This window comes from Mitsuaria sp. PDC51, from assembly GCF_900113225.1.
Classification (GTDB): domain Bacteria; phylum Pseudomonadota; class Gammaproteobacteria; order Burkholderiales; family Burkholderiaceae_C; genus Roseateles.
In genome coordinates this window covers 1,023,587-1,041,489 of record NZ_FOZE01000001.1, presented here as the reverse complement: position 1 = coordinate 1,041,489, position 17,903 = coordinate 1,023,587, and the positions used below count along the sequence as shown (strand labels likewise).

The window sequence follows — 17,903 nt, the reverse complement described above, 5'->3', positions numbered from 1 at the left end:
TGGCCACGCTCTTCGATTCAGGGAATGGGCCGGATCGCTCCGAGCGCCTCTGGCTTTCCGCCGCCGGCCGCGACGCGCGCGGTAACGCGCGTCACGCCGGACGGCTTCGAGCCGTCAGCGGTCTCAGAGGTCCTCGGACCCCAGCAGCATTTCGGAGATGCCCTTGCCCGCCTGGACCATCGGCCAGACGTTCTCGGTCGGGTCGGTGCGCACGTCCAGGAAGACGGTGCGGTCCTTCAAGCGCATCGCCTCGCGCAGCGCGGGCTCGACATCCGAGGGTCTCTCCACCAGCAGGCCCACATGCCCATAGGACTCGGCCAGCTTGACGAAGTCAGGCAGCGCATCCATGTAGCTGTGCGAGTAGCGCTTGCCGTAGTCCAGCTCCTGCCACTGCCGCACCATGCCCAGGTAGCGGTTGTTCAGCGAGACCACCTTCACAGGCGTCTTGTACTGCTGGCAGGTGGACAGCTCCTGGATGTTCATCTGGATGCTGCCCTCGCCGGTGATGCAGAACACGTCCGCCTCCGGCTTGGCCAGCTTGATGCCCATCGCATAGGGCAGCCCCACGCCCATCGTGCCCAGGCCGCCGGAGTTGATCCAGCGGCGCGGCTCGTTGAAGCGATAGAACTGCGCGGCCCACATCTGGTGCTGGCCGACATCGGAGGTGATGTAGGCGTCGCGGTCGCGGGTCAGGTTCCACAGCGTCTCGACGACCTGCTGCGGCTTGATGACGTCGCTGGACTGCTTGTAGGCGAGGCAGTCGCGCTTGCGCCAGTCGTTGATCTGGCTCCACCAGGCGTTGATCGAGTCCGCGTCGGGCCGCGCCTGCGCTTCCTTGATCTGCGCGATCAGTTCCTGCAGCACGTCCTTGACGTCGCCCACGATCGGGATGTCCACGCGCACGCGCTTGGAGATCGACGACGGGTCGATGTCGATGTGGATGATCTTGCGGTCGACCGACGCGAAGTGCTTCGGATTGCCGATGACGCGGTCATCGAAGCGGGCACCCACGGCCAGCAGCACGTCGCAGTGCTGCATCGTCATGTTGGCCTCGTAGGTGCCGTGCATGCCGAGCATGCCCAGGAAGCGCGGGTCGGTGCCGGGCATCGCGCCCAGGCCCATCAGCGTGTTGGTGCAGGGATACCCCAGCAGCTCCACCAGCTGGCGCAGCTCGGCCGTGGCCTCGCCCAGGATCACGCCGCCACCGGTATAGATATAGGGACGCTTGGCGCCCATCAGCAGCTGGACCGCCTTGCGGATCTGGCCGCTGTGGCCCTTCTTCACCGGGTTGTAGGAGCGCATCTCGACGCGCTCCGGGTAATGGAACGCGGTGCGGTTGAGCGAGACGTCCTTGGGGATGTCCACCACGACCGGGCCGGGCCGGCCGGTGCGCGCGATGTGGAAGGCCTTCTTCAGCGTCGTGGCGAGATCGCGGACGTCCTTGACCAGGAAGTTGTGCTTGACGATCGGGCGCGTGATGCCGACGGTGTCGCACTCCTGGAAGGCGTCCAGGCCGATGGCGGGCGTGGGGACCTGACCGGTGATGATCACCATCGGGATCGAGTCCATGTACGCCGTCGCGATGCCGGTGATCGCGTTCGTGACGCCGGGACCCGAGGTCACCAGCGCGACGCCGACTTCGCCGGTCGCCCGGGCGTAGCCGTCGGCCGCGTGCACGGCGGCCTGCTCATGACGGACCAGCACGTGCTGGATGGCGTCCTGCTTGTAGAGCGCGTCGTAGATGTAGAGGACGGCACCGCCTGGATAGCCCCAGAGGAACTTCACGCCTTCGGCTTGAAGACTCTGAACCAGGATTTCGGAGCCATTCAGTTCCTGGCCGGAACTGACGGAATGGGGGTGCGGTTGTGAGCGAGCTTCCGTGATCGCTGCACGTTTGATGTCCGCGGCAGACATGTCCATATGTCGAACCTCTGAGATTTTCTCTGACGAAAAACCATCGGTGCTTCTCCTCGCGCTCTTGTGAAGCGGACTTGAAACGTCGCGTCAAAAACAGGGGCGCCGTGGTCGGGCGGCCTACTTGAGACAAAAACTGCGGTGTGCGAGGGGCCGATTATGCACGCAAACCCGCGCACGACCGGTCGGCGGTGGCGATCTGTAGCGCTGGTGCGATAATCCGCGCCGTTTTGCCTGCCCGACCGCCCTTTCCGGCGCCAGCCCATTGGCCACAGACAAAGAACTCAACGACTTTCTCAAGACCGTCGACCGGCGTGCCTTCAAGCGCACGGTGTACATGGTGCGAGACGAGGACGCCGCACTGGACATCGTCCAGGACGCCATGATCCGGTTGGCGGAGAAATACTTCGATCGGCCGGCGGCGGAGTTGCCGCTGCTGTTCCAGCGCATCCTGTCGAACGCGACGATGGATTGGTTCCGGCGTCAGAAGGTCCGCAACGCCGTCTTCAGCAACCTGTCGGATTTCGAGGGGGGCGAGTCCGGCGAGGACTTCGACCTGCTGGAAATGCTGGAGACGCAGGAAGGCTCGATGGGGGCGCTGTCCGCCGCGGACGAGGTCTCGCGCGTTCAAGTGCTGGCCGCCATCGAACAGGAAGTTGCAGCATTGCCCGCGCGTCAACGGGAAGCCTTCCTCCTGCGTTACTGGGAAGAACTCGACGTTGCCGAAACGGCGGCGGTCATGGGTTGCTCGGAGGGCAGCGTCAAGACACACTGCTCCCGCGCCGTGCATGCGCTGGCCAAAACGCTGAAAGCCAAGGGAATCTCGCTATGAAGAAGAACACGCCAGGAACGCCGCTGCCGCTGGAGGCGGAAGCGCGCGTGACCCGTTTCGGCCTCCGGGTGGCCGCGGGTTTGACCGAGCAGAGCGAGACCCTGTCCGGCGACATCCAGGAGAGATTGCGCTTCGCGCGTGAGCAGGCGCTCGCCAAGGCCATGGCCGCGCGCGCCGCCGCGCCGACTCAGGCCGCTTCCGAAACGCGCCATGTGGGCAACGGCACGCTCGCGCTGGGCGGTGGCGAGAAGACCCCGCGCTGGCGCAAGGCCGCGGCGCTGCTGCCGCTGGCGCTGCTGCTGGGGGGCTTGCTGCTGATCCAGCACAGCCAGTGGTACGAGCAGATCCGCAGCGCGGCCGAACTCGACACCGAGATGCTCTCCAAGCCGCTCCCGCCGGCGGCGTACAGCGATCCGGGTTTCCGCGAATACCTCAACGAGGCGCCGAACGACCCGAGCAACGCCAACAGCCCCGAGGAAGGCGAGAAGTCCGACGAAGCGAAATCGTCGCAGTGAGGCGGCGCGTGGCCAGATCGTTCCGCCTCTCTTCGGCTCTCATCGGCCCTCTCGGCGTTTTCCCTGATTTCTCGACGATGCGTCGCCTGACGACGATCGCGCTCTGCGCGGCGCTCGGCTGTGTCGCTGCATCGGCGCAGGAGGGCCCCGCCCCCGCGCCAGCCCCCACTTCTCTTTCCGCATCCGCGCCCACGTCGCACGCGTCTGCTGCCGCGCGCGCCACCGCTCCCGGTGTGCTGGTCGCCAATGTGAACTGGGCGTCGCTGAGCGCTTCCCAGAAGGAAGCCCTCGCACCCCTGTCGAAGGAGTGGGACCAGCTCGACGGCGCCCGCAAGGGCAAGTGGCTGGAAATCGCCGCCCGCTATCCGACGCTCCCCACCGAGCAGCAACACCGGCTGCGCGAACGGATGGTGGAGTGGACCCGCATGTCGCCCGCCGAGCGCCAACGCGCGCGCATCGGCTACCAGCATGCCGGCGAACTGCGCGCACCCGAGCAGGAATCGAAGCTGCGCGAGAAGTGGGACGCCTATCAGGCCCTGCCCGCCGAGAAGCGCCAGCGCCTGGCCGAACGCGCGGCCGAAAAGGCCTCGGCCGCCGGCCGTGAGGCGCCGGCTTCCGCCGTCTCTCATCGCGCCAAGGCGCCGATCCAGCGCGCGCCGCTGACCGCCGTCACCGGCCCCACCATCGTCCAGGCGCTGCCCGGCGCGACGACGGTGCTGATGACGCAGCGCGCCGATCCACCGCTGCCCGGCGCCAGCGCGGCGCCCGGCCGCCCGCTGCGCGCCCCGAGCGAAGCCGGTCTCGACCCGCACACGCTGCTGCCTCGCCGCACCGGGGCCAGCCGCTAAACTCGCCGGATGACCTCCGCACCCGCTGCCGGCGGCGACGCACCGCCCGGCCTGATGCGCCGCCTCGCGTCCTTCATCTATGAAGGCGTCGTCCTGTTCGGCGTCGTCTTCATCGCCGGCTGGCTGTATTCGACGCTCACCCAGCAGCGCAACGCGCTGGTCGGCACACAGGGCCTGCAAGCCTTCCTGTTCCTGATCCTGGGCATCTACTTCATCTGGTTCTGGTCGCGCGGCGGCCAGACGGTTGCGATGCGCGCCTGGCACCTGCGGGTCGTCGACGCCCAGGGCCGACCGCTCACGCAGGCGCGCGCCACGGCGCGCTACCTTGCCGCCTGGCTGTGGTTCCTGCCGGCACTGGCCAGCGTCCACCTGCTGGGACTGGACCGAAGCACCGGCGCCATCTTCGGCGCGATGTTCGCTGGTGTGGCGGGCTACCTGCTGCTGGCGCGGCTGCATCCACAGCGGCAGTTCCTGCACGACGTCATCTGCGGCACGCGCCTGGTCACGCAGCTGCCGCCACCACGCGCAAAGAAGCGCGCCGCGCCGCAGCCGGCCGATTCCTGATCCCCTGCCCCTCCCGACGATGAGCAATCCCCACAAGGGCCGCACCGGCCTGGACCGCATCCTGCACGCCGCCGGCTACTCCTGGGCCGGACTGCGCGCCGCCTACGTCGGCGAAAGCGCCTTCCGCCAGGAAACCTGGCTGACGATCATCGGCACGCCGCTGGCGTTCTGGCTGGGCCGGGACTGGGTGCAGGTCGCGCTGCTGCTGGGGTCGCTGATCCTGGTGCTGATCGTCGAGCTGCTCAATTCGGCGGTCGAGGCGGCGATCGACCGCGTCTCCTTCGAGCTCCACGAGCTCAGCAAGCGCGCCAAGGACATCGCCAGCGCCGCCGTGCTGCTGTCGCTGGTGCTGGCCGGCGGGATCTGGCTCGCGGCGATCTGGCAGCACCTGCGCTGAGGCGCTCCGATCCAGCGCGCGAAATGAACAAGGGCGGGACGCCGATCGGCGCCCCGCCCTTTCTTCATTCAGGGGACCCGCGACGGGCCCGGACGGTCAGACCGCCGCTTCGTCCTGTTCGCCGGTGCGGATGCGGATGACCTGCTCGACGGCGGTGACGAAGATCTTGCCGTCGCCGATCTTGCCGGTCTTGGCGGCCTTCAGGATGGCATCGATGCAGCGGTCGACCTCGTCGTCCTTCACCACCACCTCGACCTTCACCTTGGGCAGGAAGTCGACCACGTACTCGGCGCCGCGATACAGCTCGGTGTGTCCCTTCTGGCGGCCGAAGCCCTTCACTTCGGTGACCGTCAGGCCGGAGGCGCCGACCTCGGCCAGCGCTTCACGCACTTCGTCGAGCTTGAACGGTTTGATGATGGCGGTGATCTGTTTCATCACGAGGCTCCGAGAGAGGGTTTCTGGCAGGCAAGACTGGCTGTGATTTAAGCACGGATCTTTTGGGATGGCCCCCTCGGTTGAAGAAGGGAGACATCGCCCGCTCCTTCAATCCGGGATACGGTCCAGGTCCGCGAGCCAGACCGCCGGCTCGGAATCGCTCGGCGCGCGCCAGTCCCCACGCGGCGACAACGATCCGCCGCTGCCGACCTTGGGCGCGTTGGGCACGCAGCTGCGCTTGAACTGGCTGCCGCGGAAGAAGCGGCTCACGAAGATCCGCAGCACCCGCTTGATCTCCGCCAGCGGGTATTCATTGCGCCGCACATGCTCGCCGTCGGGCCAGTCGCCTCGCGTCCGGTCGCCCCACGCGTGCCGCGCCAGGAACGCGATCTTCGTGGGCGAGTAGCCATGGCGGATCGTGTAGAACAGGTTGAAATCCTGCAGCTCGTAGCGGCCGATCCGGTCCTCGGTGCTCTGCAGGCCGGACCCCTCGGCGGCCGCGTCCTGCGGCACCAGCTCCGGGCTGATCTCGGTGCCGAGAATGTCGAGCAGCACATCACGCCCGGCATGGCCGAGCTGCTCGGTCTCCGCGACCCAGCGCACCAGGTACTGGATCAGCGTCTTGGGCACCGACGCATTCACGTTGTAGTGCGACATGTGGTCGCCCACGCCGTAGGTACACCAGCCCAGCGCGAGTTCGCTGAGATCGCCCGTGCCCAGCACCAGCGCGCCGGTGTGGTTGGCCAGCCGGAACAGGTGGCTGGTGCGCTCGCCGGCCTGGACGTTCTCGAAGGTGACGTCGTAGACCGGCTCGCCCTTCGCGTACGGGTGGCCGAGGTCCTTGAGCATCTGCTCGCAGCTGGGACGGATGTCGATCTCGCGGGCCTCGCAGCCGATCTCCCGCATCAGGCGCAGCGCCTGGTCCCGGGTGCGGCTACCCGTCGCGAATCCCGGCATCGTGACGCCCAGGATGTTCGACCGCGGCCACCCCATCTGGTCCATCGCGCGCGCGGCGACCAGCAGCGCATGCGTCGAGTCCAGCCCGCCCGAGATGCCGACGACCAGCTTGTGGATGCCGCTCGAAACCAGCCGCTGCACCAGTGCCTGGACCTGGATATGGAAGACCTCGTTGCAGCGCTCGTCGCGGCGCTGCCGATCGGCGGGCACATACGGGAAGCGCTCGACGCGGCGGCGCAGCGGCAGCGGCTGCGCGCGGTCCAGGCCCAGTTCGAACTCGACGGTGCGGAAGCCCTTCAGCAGCGGCGCGTGGTGGCGCACCGAGTCGCCGAAGCTGGTCTGCCGCATGCGCTCGCGCGACAGCCGTTCGAGGTCGACATCCGCCGCCACCAGCTGCGAGCGGCGCTGGAAGCGTTCGCTCTCGGCGAGGAAGCTGCCGTTCTCGTAGACCAGCGCCTGACCGTCCCAGGCCAGGTCGGTGCTGGACTCGCCCGCGCCGGCCGAACTGTAGACATAGGCCGCCAGGCAGCGGGCCGACTGCTGACCGACCAGTTGGTGCCGATAGCCCGACTTGCCGACCGTGATGTTGGAGGCCGACAGGTTGACCAGCACCGTCGCACCGGCGAGCGCCGCATAGGACGACGGCGGGATCGGCGTCCAGACGTCCTCGCAGATCTCGACATGCAGGCGCAGCAGCGGCAGGTCGCTGGCGGCGATCACGATGCGGGTCCCGAAGGCCACCCGCTGGCCGAGCAGCGTGATCTCCTCGGAGATCGCCTCGTCGGCGGCGTTGAACTGGCGGGCCTCGTAGAACTCGCCGTAGTTCGGCAGGTAGGTCTTGGGCAGCACCGCCAGCAGGCGGCCGCGCTGGAACACGACGGCGCAGTTGAACAAGCGGTGCTCGACGCGCAGCGGCAGGCCGACGATCGCCACCGTGGGCAGGTCCTTGGAGACGGCCAGCAGATGCGCCAGCGCGGCCTCGCAGCCGTCGAGCAACGGGCGCTGATGGAAGAGGTCGTCGCTGGTGTAGGCGGCCAGTCCCAGTTCCGGGAACGCGGCGATCGCGGCGCCGTCGGCCGCCGCCTCGCGCAGCAGCTGCGCCGTCTGCTCGCCGTTGAAGGCCGGATCGGCGACGCGGCACAGCGGCACGCCGACCGCGACGCGGGCGAAGTCATGGGTGTAGAGGTTGTCGAAGGACGGGCCGGCGTGGGCGGCCGCGCTTGGGGTGGAAGGCGTCGTCGCTTGCATGGGGCTCATCCTGCCATCAAAGCGAGGGCTTTGAGCTTGCCCCTAAGATTTGCCGCGCATGACCGCGCCCTCGCCCCCCTCCCCGTTCCCCCCATCCTCCCCCGCGCGTCCCCCGCGGTCCTCCCCCGTGGCCGCGCCGGACGCGGACGCCGCGCCGGGCCCGGCCGTCGGTCGCACCGCTGCCGAGACGCCACACGCCGCACAGCCGCTGATCCGGGTCGACGACGATCCCGCCGCGCTGCCGCGCGACCAATGGAACGCGCTGCTGGCGGCCTCCCCCTGGCCGTCGCCCTTCATGAAGCTCGAGTACCTCGAGGCGATGCAGGCGTCAGGCTCGGCGGTGGCGAGCAAGGGCTGGCAGGCGCAGTTCCTCAGCGTGTGGGAGGGCGACACGCTGATCGCCGCCTGCCCGGCCTACCTCAAGGGGCACTCCTATGGGGAGTACGTCTTCGACTGGGCCTGGGCCGATGCCTACGAGCGCCACGGCCTCCCCTACTACCCCAAGCTGCTGGTCGCCGTGCCCTTCACGCCGGTGCCCGGCAGCCGGCTGCTGGCCCGTGACGACGCGGCCCGCGCCTGGCTGGTGAAGGCGCTGCGCGCGCTGACGGCGCGCTCCGAACTGTCGTCGGTGCACGTGCTCTTCGGCGACGAGCAGGACCAGCGCGCGCTCACCGGCGACGACTGGCTGGCGCGGCAGCAGGTGCAGTTCCACTGGACGGGGGACGGCCAGCCGCGCGCCTTCGCCGACTACCTCGCGACGCTGCAGCGCGAGAAGCGCAAGAAGATCCAGCAGGAACGGCGCAAGGTCGCCGAGGCCGGCATTCGCTTCGAGACGCTGCGCGGCGCCGCGATCACGGCGGCGGACTGGGACTTCTTCTACGAGTGCTACACGCTGACCTACCTGGCCCACCGCAACAAGCCCTACCTGACGCGCGACTTCTTCGCGCGCATGGCGACGGACATGCCGGCGCACTGGCTGATGTTCGTGGCCCGCGACGATCAGGGCGAGCGCGTCGCGGCCTCGCTGGTGGCGATCGACGAATCGCAGCGCGCCGCGTATGGGCGCTACTGGGGCTCGACGCGCTACATCCCCCACCTGCATTTCGACGCCTGCTACTACCAGCCGCTGGCCTGGTGCCTGGAGAACGGCTGGCGCCGCTTCGAGGGCGGCGCGCAGGGCGAGCACAAGATGGCGCGCGGTTTGATGCCGGTGGCGACGCATTCGGCGCACTGGCTGGCGCATCCGCAGTTCCGGGAGGCGGTCGCCGATTTCCTCCAGCGCGAGGGCCAGGCGATGGACGAGTACATCGACGAGCTGGAGCGGCATCAGCCGTTCAAGGCCGCACCGGAGCTCGAACGCCCCGATTGAGAGCCTCAGATCGGCTGGGGTTTGCCAAGCCGCTTGAAGCTCGCGATGACTTGATGCATCGGGGTACTCGGATTCTTCTCGGCGTCAGCTTCCGCATCTGCCATGGAACGCTCGGCATGCCGGCAAGCAGCCGCCAACCGCGGCAGCAGCTTGTCGAACAGTCCTTTGACGCTGCCCTTGGCATAGTCCGCCATCTCCGGCTGCTCCCTCAAATGGCGGAGTGCGCAATCAGCCGGCGAGCGCTTTCCCTGCTGCTGATAGGGCGCACGGACGTACTGGAAGTGAAGCAGCAGCCAGTACTCGCAACAAGGGTAGGACGTGAAGACCTGGACCTTCCCGCTAGCTGCCGCTTCCCGCTGGGCTTGGTCAAAGTTCCTTTGATCGTGGGTGTCCCGATCGATGACGCACAGCACGGTGTCGTACTTCTTCGACCTGGAGATCGCGGTGCGGACGATTCCGAGAGGATCGGTATGGCCGCTGTGAATCACCTCGATCTCCGCGACTGCGCGGAAGTGCGCTTTCGCGTCGATCAAGTATTCCCGGGATGAGCGCGCGTCCTCGCAAATCACCAGCGCCACGGCCTGCCTGAGCCTTGGTCCACCGCGCTTGAAAGAGCCTGCATCGCGCGTCATCGTCATTGGCCTCGGATGAATGGCAACGACCGGTACCGGCCTTCGTAATAGCGCTTCTCGATGTCTTCCCCCTCGCGCCCTTCGAAGTCATGAACGCAGCGCAATTGCGTCGCGCCCGTTTCATCACGCTCCGTGAGCCAGAACTGATCTCGCCGAAGCAGCTTCGCATCCATGAGATGCGTGTCATGCGTCGTGAACACCAGTTGTGTCGGATGAGCCCGCTCGATGTGTCGCCTTACGAGTTCCGCCACGACCTTGGGGTGAAGGCTGCTGTCGAACTCGTCGATGAAGCAGAAGTCAAACGCATCGGGATGGAGATGTTCCCCAAACACCAGCCACGGGAAGGCGAAGCCGAGAAGATTCTGCGTCCCGCTGGACTCTTCCTCGAAGTCGAATTTGGCCGTGCCCAGCGCCGTGCGGTGCGTCAACGTGGTCTCGACATCCAGGGAGCTGATCTGCGCGAATCGATCGCGACGAGTCCTTGGATCCAGGTCCGTCAGGTCGTGGGACGCCGAGCCGGCCACGACCGGCTTCGCTGAGATGTCCGTGACCGGGACGTCGACGTCGGACAGGAATCCCGTCACGAACTCTGCGAACTTTGAAGACTGCGCAATCATGTGCTGCGACATGTGCGCCATGGCCTGCATGCCGCCAATGCCTGAGACATACATGCGCCGGAGCCAGGAGAACGGAACCCGCAATTGCGTGAGTTCAGCACTGCTGTTGGCAACCGCTTGGGCGAGAAACAGTGTCTGCGGGCCCGTCAGACTACGCCACACATTCGCGAGCGCGTGGCCGCCCTCCAGTTGCTCCCCGAACTCGTAGACCTCTTGCCCGTCCATCAGGCGGCGGTCATAGAGCTTGCAGCCTTTTCCCCTGCGATATCGCGTCAGCACTTCACGATGGACACGTTCGGCGGAGATCGCCAGTTCATATCCGAAGCGAATCCCCTCGTGGATGAAATTGATCTCGAAGCGGGACGGTCGGGAACGGGCGTCCTTGTCAAACCGGAACGGGGCGGCCGGCAATTTGCGAAGGTCTGCCGACGGCGAACGTTCGACCATGTCGAACAAGGCCCGGAAGGCCAACATCAAGGTGCTCTTGCCCGACGCATTCGGCCCGTAGACGGCCGCGGCCTTCAGCAAAGGAGGGAAGCTCTTCTCGTCGAGTATTCCGGCGGGGACCACGTTGCCCCGTTTCTGCAACCGGGACGCGGCCACCATGGAGAGCGTGACCGGCTGGTGGATCGACCGAAAGTTCTCGACAGTGAATTCAATCAACATACGGTTTTCCCGCAGCTTCTCGCCGAACCAGCGCTGAATGTACGCCAGTTATGAGTCGAAATGAAATTTTTCTGCAACTCCCCATCAAGATCGACAACCAGTGCCGGCTAAAGGCGAGTCAGAAACGACAAAGCGCCCCTCGGGGCGCCTTTGTCACTTGTGCGGGACCGGCCAGCGAGCTGTCCGGTCGCCGATGTTCGCCTCAGCCCTGCTGCGCCTTCGCGTAGTTGGCCAGGCCGTCGGTGATTTCCTTCTTGGCGGCCTCGGGGCCTTCCCAGCCCTTGACCTTCACCCACTTGCCGGCTTCCAGGTCCTTGTAGTGCTCGAAGAAGTGCTGGATCGCCTTCAGGCGCATCTGGTTGATGTCCTCGGGCTTGGTCCAGTGCTCGTAGATCGGCAGGATCTTGGTCGTCGGCACCGCCAGCAGCTTGGCGTCGCCGCCGGCTTCGTCGTCCATCTGCAGCACGCCGATGGCGCGGCAGGTCACCACCACGCCGGGGGTCAGCGGGAACGGCGTGATCACTAGCACGTCCACCGGATCGCCGTCATCGGCCAGCGTCTGCGGGATGTAGCCGTAGTTGCAGGGGTAATGCATGGCCGTCGTCATGAAGCGGTCGACGAACAGCGCGCCGCTTTCCTTGTCGACCTCGTACTTGATCGGGTCAGCGTTCATCGGGATCTCGATGACGACGTTGAACTGCTCGGGCGCCTTCGCGCCGGGGGTGACTTTGTGCAGGCTCATGGTGGTGGACGGCGAGTGAATCCGGAGGAATCCGGGAAAACCGCGATTCTAGAGGGTCGCCTGAACCGGCCCTGACGCCCTCCCCCATCACGGCGGGGAGGGTCGCCCGTTGGGGCGTCCCGTCGCGCCACCTCAGGTGGTGAGACTGTGCGCCGGCCGCTCGCCGGCCAGCGCCTGGGCCAGGCTGTCCAGCACCATCTGTCCCATCGCCGCGCGCGTCTCCTCGGTGGCGCTGGCGCGGTGGGCCTGCAGCATGACGTTGTCCATGTCCAGCAGCGCCGGCGGCACGTTGGGCTCGTCCGCGAAGACGTCCAGCCCCGCACCGGCGATGCGCCGCTCCTGCAGCGCGCGGACCAGGTCCGCCTCCTTCACCAGCCGGCCGCGCGCGACGTTGATCAGGAAGCCGCGCGGGCCCAGCGCGTCCAGCACCGCCGCGTCGACCAGGTCGCGCGCCTGGTCGGCGGCGGCGCAGACGATCAGCGCGTCGCTGTCGCGGGCGAGCTGCACCAGGTCGGCCTCGAAGGCCCAGGCCACGCCGGGGATCTCCTTCAGGTCGGTGTAGCGCACCGGGCAGCCGAAGGCGCCGACGCGCTCCGCCACCGCCCGGCCGACGCGCCCCAGCCCGACGATGCCCACCCGCATGCCGCTGACGCGACGCGCCAGCGGCAGCGCCCCCGGCTGCGGGAACTTCGGCCACAGGCCGCCGCGCACGAAGCGGTCGACGGCGCCGAGGTGGCGGCAGGTCGCCAGCAGCAGGCCCAGCGCCATGTCGGCGACGTCCTCGGTCAGCGCGCCGAAGGTGCCGGTCACCGGCAGGCCGCGCGACCGGGCATAGGCCAGGTCGACCGCGTCGGTCCCGACGCCGTTCACCGCGACCACCTCCAGCGCCGGCAGCCGCTCCATCAGCGACCTCGAGATGCCGGTGTGGCCGCCCGTGATGACGCCGCGCATCGCGGCGCCGTGCGTCGCGATGTAGGCATCGGGGTCGGCCTGCTCGAACAGGCGGTGCATCGTGTACAGCTCGTCCAGCCGCGCATTGATCGACGGCACGAGGATGGGGTTCAGTTGCAGGATGTGCGGCTTCATGGCGCTCTCTTCGGGATGACGGATGGGAGGCGATGGGGAACGGGCGGCCGGGCCGCGCGCCTCATTCGGGCTGGATGCCGGCGGCCTTGATGACGGCGCCCCAGCGCCGGTACTCGGCCGCCTGGAAGCTCGCCAGCTCGGCCGGCGTCGAGGTGAAGGGCTCCATGCCGTTCTGCTCGACGAAGCGCCGCACCGGCTCGGCGGTCATGGCCTTCTGCATGAGGGCGTTGAGGCGCTCGACCACCGGCGCGGGCGTGCCGGCGGGCGCGTACACCGCGTTCCAGTAGCTGATCTCGTAGCCGGGCAGGCCGGCCTCGGCGATCGTCGGCAGGTCCGGGACCAGCGGGGAGCGCCGGGGACTGCTCACGCCCAGCGCCTTCAGCTTGCCGGCCTTGACCTGCGGCAGGCTGGTGGTGAGGTCCACGATCATCAGGTCCACCTGGCCGCCGACCAGGTCGACCATCGCCTGCGGATTGGCCTTGTACGGCACATAGGTCAGCTGGGTCTTCGTCATCTGCTGGAACAGCTCCGCCGCGACGCGCGCCGACGAACTGCCCGCGCCGAAGGTCAACGGCTGCTGCTTCGCGATCGCGCTGAGCTCGGTGACGTTGCGGGCGGCCACCCGCGGATGCGTCACCAGCAGCAGATAGCCCTTGACCAGCGCGCCCACCGGGGCGAAGTCCTTCACCGGGTCGTAGGCCAGCTTGCGGAAAAGGTGAGGATTGGCGGCCTGGGTCGTGTTGGTGGTGATGAACAGCGTGTAGCCATCCGCCGCAGACCGCGCCACCGCCTGGGCCGCGATGCCGCCGCTGGCGCCGGCCTTGTTCTCGACGACCACCGGCACCTTGGTGGCGGCGGTGATCTCCGCGCCGATCGCGCGGGCCAGGCCATCGGTGGTGCTGCCGGGACTGGAGCCGACCACGATCGTGATCGGCTTGGACGGATAGGCGCTGGCAGCAGCCGCCGGGCTCTGCGCCCAGGCGGGGAGCGATGCCAGGCTGGCCGAACTCAGGAGGGTCAGCGCGGCCAGGCGGCGCGCGGGATTCATGCGGGTCATGCGGTTGTCTCCGTGGGGGTGGGCATGAGGTCGGCACCGCGAGGATTTCTGGACGACCCTCGTCGATGTCGCGTGGACTCATGCTGCGGGTCCGCCACTGCATCGTCAATATTGATCATCAAGATCAATTCAAATCGCTGGCGCCGACGAAAAGACGGCGCGTGTCTCGACGCGAGCGCTTGGACACGCCTGATGTTGACGATTACATTGACGACCTCGACGACCAGATTCCCGCCCACGCATGTCCCCCTGGATGACCCTGGACGAAGCCCGCGACGCCCTCGACGTGCGCGCGCAGACGATCTACGCCTACGTCAGCCGCGGCCGGATCGGCGTCAGCCCCGATCCGGCCGACTCGCGCCGCAGCCTCTACCGCGCCGAGGACGTGAAGGCGCTGCTGCGGCGCAAGGAGACCGGGCGCACGCGCGAGACGCTCGCGGCCACGACGCTGTTCGGCGCCGAGCCCAGCCTGCCGACGGCGATCTCGACCTTCTCCGGCGGGCGGCCCTTCTACCGCGGTGTCGACGTCGTGGAGCTCGCGGCGACGGCGACGCTGGAGGACGCCGCGCAACTGCTGTGGAACCTCGAGCAGGCGCCCGGCTTCCCGAGTCCCGTGGGTGTGCCGGGATCGCCGGCCGCGTCGGCGCTGGACGTGGTGGCCTCGCTGCCCGTGGGCCGGGCCCGGGCGTTCGCCGAGCTGGCCGCGCTGACCGCGACCGGGCACTCGACGCGCGGCCGCCTGCCGCGCGTGCTGGTCGAAGAGGCCGCCGGCCTGGTGGGCCGCCTCGCGGTCGCCTTCGGCGCCTCGGAGGAGGACGACCGGCCGCTGCATGAGCGCCTCGCGCGCGGCTGGGGACTGCCGAAGGCCGTCGCCGCATTGCTGCGCAAGACGCTGGTGCTCGCCGCCGACCACGAGATCACCAGCTCCGCGTTTTCCGCCCGCATCACCGCGTCGACCGGCGCCTCGTTGCCGGCCTGCCTGCTCGCGGGCTTGACCACCTTCTCCGGTCCGCTGCATGGCGACGCCTCCGGGCGCGTGCGCGCGCTGTTTGACGAGGTCGAGCGCGAAGGCGCCGACGCGGTGGTGGACCGCTACCTCGCCGCCGCGATGCCGCTGCCCGGCTTCGGCCACCCCATCTATCCGGACGGCGATCCGCGCGCCGCGGCGCTGATGGACGAGTTCAAGCCGCCGGCCGCGATCGCACGCCTGATCGAGCGCGTGGTGACGCTCACCGGCCTGCCGCCGTCGATGGACGTGGCGCTCGCGGCGCTGGTCGCGCGCTACCGGCTGCCCGCCGACGCGGCGTTCGCGATCTTCGCGATCGCACGCAGCGTGGGCCTGCTCGCGCACGCGATGGAGCAACTGGCCGTCGATTCGGTGATCCGTCCGCGCGGTCGCTACATCGGCCCGAGCGCGGCCCAGGCGCCCGACCCGCGCAAGGCCCGCCGGAAACGGTGACGGCGCCAGGCGTGACGGCGCGGACGATGACGACACCGCGCGACCGATGAAGGCCGCGTAAAGCCTACCGACGGGGCACGGGCCGTGCCCGGGGCCAGTCCTTGCCCGGCTCCGGCGTGCCCATCCCGCAAAGCCTGACACCCGCCTTGCAAAGCCCTGTGATCCGCTGGTAAACGCTCATGCCATGCGGTATTCACGGCCTTAGCATGGGTCGACGGACTGTTGCTGTTGCGTGCGCGCAGGCCCGGCGCCCGCTGGATGGAACGTCTTCACAGGATGGCGATCAGCGAGAGGAGACACACACATGTCGACGAGTTTGGCGCTGTACTTCGCGCTGGCCTGCGGGCTGGCGGCGGTGCTCTACGGCTTTATCCAACGCAGCTGGATCCTGAGCCAGGATGCCGGCAACCCGCGCATGCAGGAGATCGCCGGGGCGATCCAGCAAGGCGCCGCGGCCTACCTGGCGCGCCAGTACCGCACCATCGCCATCGCCGGCGTGGTGCTGGGCGTGCTGATCGGCGTGGCGCTGGACTGGAAGACCGCCCTCGGTTTCCTGGTCGGGGCGGTGCTGTCCGGGGCCTGCGGCTTCATCGGCATGAACGTCTCGGTGCGCGCCAACGTGCGCACCGCGCAGGCGGCGACGCAGGGCATGGCGCCGGCGCTCAATGTCGCCTTCAAGGGCGGCGCCATCACCGGGATGCTGGTGGTCGGCCTGGGCCTGCTGGGCGTGGGCCTGTTCTTCATGTGGGTCAGCCAGAACGGCACCCACGCCGACAGCCAGACGCTCAAGCCGCTGCTGGGCCTGGCCTTCGGCTCGTCGCTGATCTCGATCTTCGCGCGGCTGGGCGGCGGCATCTTCACCAAGGGCGCCGACGTCGGCGCCGACCTGGTGGGCAAGGTCGAGGCGGGCATCCCCGAGGATGACCCGCGCAATCCCGCCGTGATCGCCGACAACGTGGGCGACAACGTCGGCGACTGCGCCGGCATGGCGGCCGACCTGTTCGAGACCTACGCGGTCACGCTGATCGCGACGATGGCGCTGGGCGCGCTGACCTTCGGCGGCATGTCGATCGCGGCGCTGATCTACCCGCTGGTGCTGGGCGGCGCGTCGATCATCGCGTCCATCATCGGCTGCGGCTTCGTCAAGGCCAGCCCCGGCATGAAGAACGTGATGCCGGCGCTCTACAAGGGCCTGGTGGTGGCCGGCGTGCTGTCGGCGATCGCGTTCTGGTTCATCACCCGCGCGCTGTTCCCGCAGGACCTGACGCTGCCGGGCGGCCAGACCATCGGCGCGAACGCCCTCTTCTTCTCCTGCCTGGTCGGCCTGCTGCTGACCGCGGCGATGGTGTGGATCACCGAGTACTACACCGGCACCGACTACAAGCCGGTCCAGCACGTGGCCCAGGCCTCGACCACCGGCCACGGCACCAACATCATCGCGGGGCTGGGCGTGTCGATGCGCTCGACGGCCTGGCCGGTGCTGTTCGTCTGCGTCGCGATCCTGGTCGCGTTCAAGCTGGCGGGGCTGTACGGCATCGCGATCGCGGCGACGGCGATGCTCAGCATGGCCGGCATCGTGGTGGCGCTGGATGCCTACGGGCCGATCACCGACAACGCCGGCGGCATCGCCGAGATGGCCGAGCTGCCCGACAGCGTGCGCGACATCACCGACCCGCTGGACGCCGTCGGCAACACGACCAAGGCGGTGACCAAGGGCTACGCGATCGGCTCGGCGGGCCTGGCGGCGCTGGTGCTCTTCGCCGACTACACCCATGCGCTGGAGCAGCAGGGCCTGAGCGTCAGCTTCGACCTGAGCAACCACATGGTGATCGTGGGGCTGTTCATCGGCGGCCTGATCCCCTACCTCTTCGGCGCGATGGCGATGGAGGCGGTGGGCCGCGCGGCCGGTTCGGTGGTCGAGGAGGTCCGGCGCCAGTTCCGCGACATCAAGGGGATCATGGAAGGCACCGGCAAGCCCGAGTACGGCCGCGCGGTGGACATGCTCACCGCGGCGGCGATCAAGGAGATGATCGTGCCCTCGCTGCTGCCGGTGGTCGTGCCCATCGTGGTCGGCCTGGTGCTCGGACCCGCCGCGCTGGGCGGCCTGCTGATGGGCACCATCGTCACCGGGCTGTTCGTGGCGATCTCGATGTGCACCGGCGGCGGCGCCTGGGACAACGCCAAGAAGTACATCGAGGACGGCCATCACGGCGGCAAGGGCAGCGACGCCCACAAGGCCGCGGTGACCGGCGACACGGTCGGCGATCCCTACAAGGACACGGCCGGCCCGGCGGTCAACCCCTTGATCAAGATCATCAACATCGTCGCGCTGCTGATCGTGCCGCTGCTGCCGGCGGTCGGTGTCGGCGGCCCGGCGGCCGGCGCCCATGTGCCGCCCGCGGCCAGCGCGCCGGCGGCGGACACCGCGACGCCTCCCGCGGTGCCCGACGCCGTCGCCAGCGGCCCGATGGAAGCGGCCAGCGCGGCCTCCACGCCCTGACGTGGGCGGGGGGCGCACGCGCCCCCGTGAAAACGCTGAGAAAAACAGCCCCGCGAGGGGCTGTT

16 protein-coding genes are annotated in these 17,903 nt (G+C 68.4%); 8 read left to right on the top strand and 8 right to left on the bottom strand.

The annotated features are described in order from the left end of the window. Window positions 1–123 precede the first annotated feature (123 nt). Window positions 124–1,920, bottom strand: coding sequence for an acetolactate synthase 3 catalytic subunit (locus BM393_RS04610; RefSeq protein WP_091722750.1), 1,797 nt, complete (start codon window positions 1,918–1,920; stop codon window positions 124–126). A 259-nt stretch (window positions 1,921–2,179) separates the two neighbouring features. Between BM393_RS04610 and BM393_RS04605 the strand changes: the two genes are divergently transcribed. From BM393_RS04605 to BM393_RS04585, 5 genes are read left to right on the top strand one after another with little or no spacing between them, the layout of a single operon-like run. Beyond that, window positions 2,180–2,746 (top strand): RNA polymerase sigma factor, encoded by a 567-nt coding sequence (locus BM393_RS04605; protein WP_091722747.1) that lies wholly within the window; start codon window positions 2,180–2,182, stop codon window positions 2,744–2,746. Then, window positions 2,743–3,261 (top strand): DUF3619 family protein, encoded by a 519-nt coding sequence (locus BM393_RS04600; protein ID WP_091722742.1) that lies wholly within the window; start codon window positions 2,743–2,745, stop codon window positions 3,259–3,261. The genes BM393_RS04605 and BM393_RS04600 overlap by 4 nt, the downstream gene beginning before the upstream one ends. An 8-nt stretch (window positions 3,262–3,269) precedes the next feature. Then, window positions 3,270–4,109 carry a DUF3106 domain-containing protein gene (locus BM393_RS04595; RefSeq protein ID WP_141225220.1) on the top strand — a complete coding sequence of 280 codons (840 nt, stop codon included), beginning with the start codon at window positions 3,270–3,272 and terminating at the stop codon, window positions 4,107–4,109. A 9-nt stretch (window positions 4,110–4,118) separates the two neighbouring features. Next, window positions 4,119–4,673, top strand: a complete 555-nt coding sequence (locus BM393_RS04590) for an RDD family protein (RefSeq protein ID WP_091722732.1) — start codon at window positions 4,119–4,121, stop codon at window positions 4,671–4,673. 19 nt (window positions 4,674–4,692) lie between these two features. Beyond that, window positions 4,693–5,070 carry a diacylglycerol kinase gene (locus BM393_RS04585; RefSeq protein WP_099861024.1) on the top strand — a complete coding sequence of 126 codons (378 nt, stop codon included), beginning with the start codon at window positions 4,693–4,695 and terminating at the stop codon, window positions 5,068–5,070. Between the two features lie 96 nt (window positions 5,071–5,166). Here the strand turns inward: BM393_RS04585 and BM393_RS04580 are convergent, their stop codons facing one another. Then, complete coding sequence (locus BM393_RS04580) at window positions 5,167–5,505, bottom strand: P-II family nitrogen regulator (RefSeq protein WP_091722727.1); 339 nt, start codon at window positions 5,503–5,505, stop codon at window positions 5,167–5,169. 108 nt (window positions 5,506–5,613) lie between these two features. Beyond that, complete coding sequence (locus BM393_RS04575; protein WP_091722722.1) at window positions 5,614–7,710, bottom strand: NAD(+) synthase; 2,097 nt, start codon at window positions 7,708–7,710, stop codon at window positions 5,614–5,616. A 127-nt stretch (window positions 7,711–7,837) separates the two neighbouring features. Here BM393_RS04575 and BM393_RS04570 point away from each other — a divergent pair, with 127 nt between their 5' ends. Then, window positions 7,838–9,079 (top strand): GNAT family N-acetyltransferase, encoded by a 1,242-nt coding sequence (locus BM393_RS04570; protein WP_254783207.1) that lies wholly within the window; start codon window positions 7,838–7,840, stop codon window positions 9,077–9,079. A gap of 5 nt (window positions 9,080–9,084) precedes the next feature. Here BM393_RS04570 and BM393_RS04565 read toward each other — a convergent pair whose 3' ends face one another. The 5 genes from BM393_RS04565 to BM393_RS04545 form a co-directional block, all read right to left on the bottom strand. Next, window positions 9,085–9,711: an RloB family protein gene (locus BM393_RS04565; protein WP_091725028.1), complete on the bottom strand. Its 627-nt coding sequence runs from the start codon at window positions 9,709–9,711 to the stop codon at window positions 9,085–9,087. Window positions 9,712–9,713: 2 nt separating this feature from the next. After that, a complete protein-coding gene (locus BM393_RS04560; RefSeq protein WP_091722718.1) occupies window positions 9,714–10,994 on the bottom strand; it encodes an ATP/GTP-binding protein in 1,281 nt (426 codons plus the stop codon). A gap of 202 nt (window positions 10,995–11,196) precedes the next feature. Beyond that, complete coding sequence (gene ppa / locus BM393_RS04555) at window positions 11,197–11,736, bottom strand: inorganic diphosphatase (RefSeq protein WP_091722714.1); 540 nt, start codon at window positions 11,734–11,736, stop codon at window positions 11,197–11,199. Between the two features lie 132 nt (window positions 11,737–11,868). Next, entirely contained in the window at window positions 11,869–12,822 is a 954-nt protein-coding gene (locus tag BM393_RS04550; RefSeq protein WP_091722710.1) for a 2-hydroxyacid dehydrogenase, read from the bottom strand. A gap of 61 nt (window positions 12,823–12,883) precedes the next feature. Next, the gene (locus BM393_RS04545) at window positions 12,884–13,870 is read right to left on the bottom strand and encodes a tripartite tricarboxylate transporter substrate binding protein (RefSeq protein ID WP_091725025.1); all 987 of its coding nucleotides are present in this window, start codon (window positions 13,868–13,870) and stop codon (window positions 12,884–12,886) included. A gap of 250 nt (window positions 13,871–14,120) precedes the next feature. Here BM393_RS04545 and BM393_RS04540 point away from each other — a divergent pair, with 250 nt between their 5' ends. Both BM393_RS04540 and BM393_RS04535 read left to right on the top strand, forming a co-directional pair. Continuing rightward, window positions 14,121–15,338 carry a citrate synthase family protein gene (locus tag BM393_RS04540; protein ID WP_091722705.1) on the top strand — a complete coding sequence of 406 codons (1,218 nt, stop codon included), beginning with the start codon at window positions 14,121–14,123 and terminating at the stop codon, window positions 15,336–15,338. A gap of 304 nt (window positions 15,339–15,642) precedes the next feature. Then, entirely contained in the window at window positions 15,643–17,838 is a 2,196-nt protein-coding gene (locus BM393_RS04535; RefSeq protein WP_091722701.1) for a sodium-translocating pyrophosphatase, read from the top strand. The last annotated feature ends 65 nt before the right edge of the window (window positions 17,839–17,903 follow it).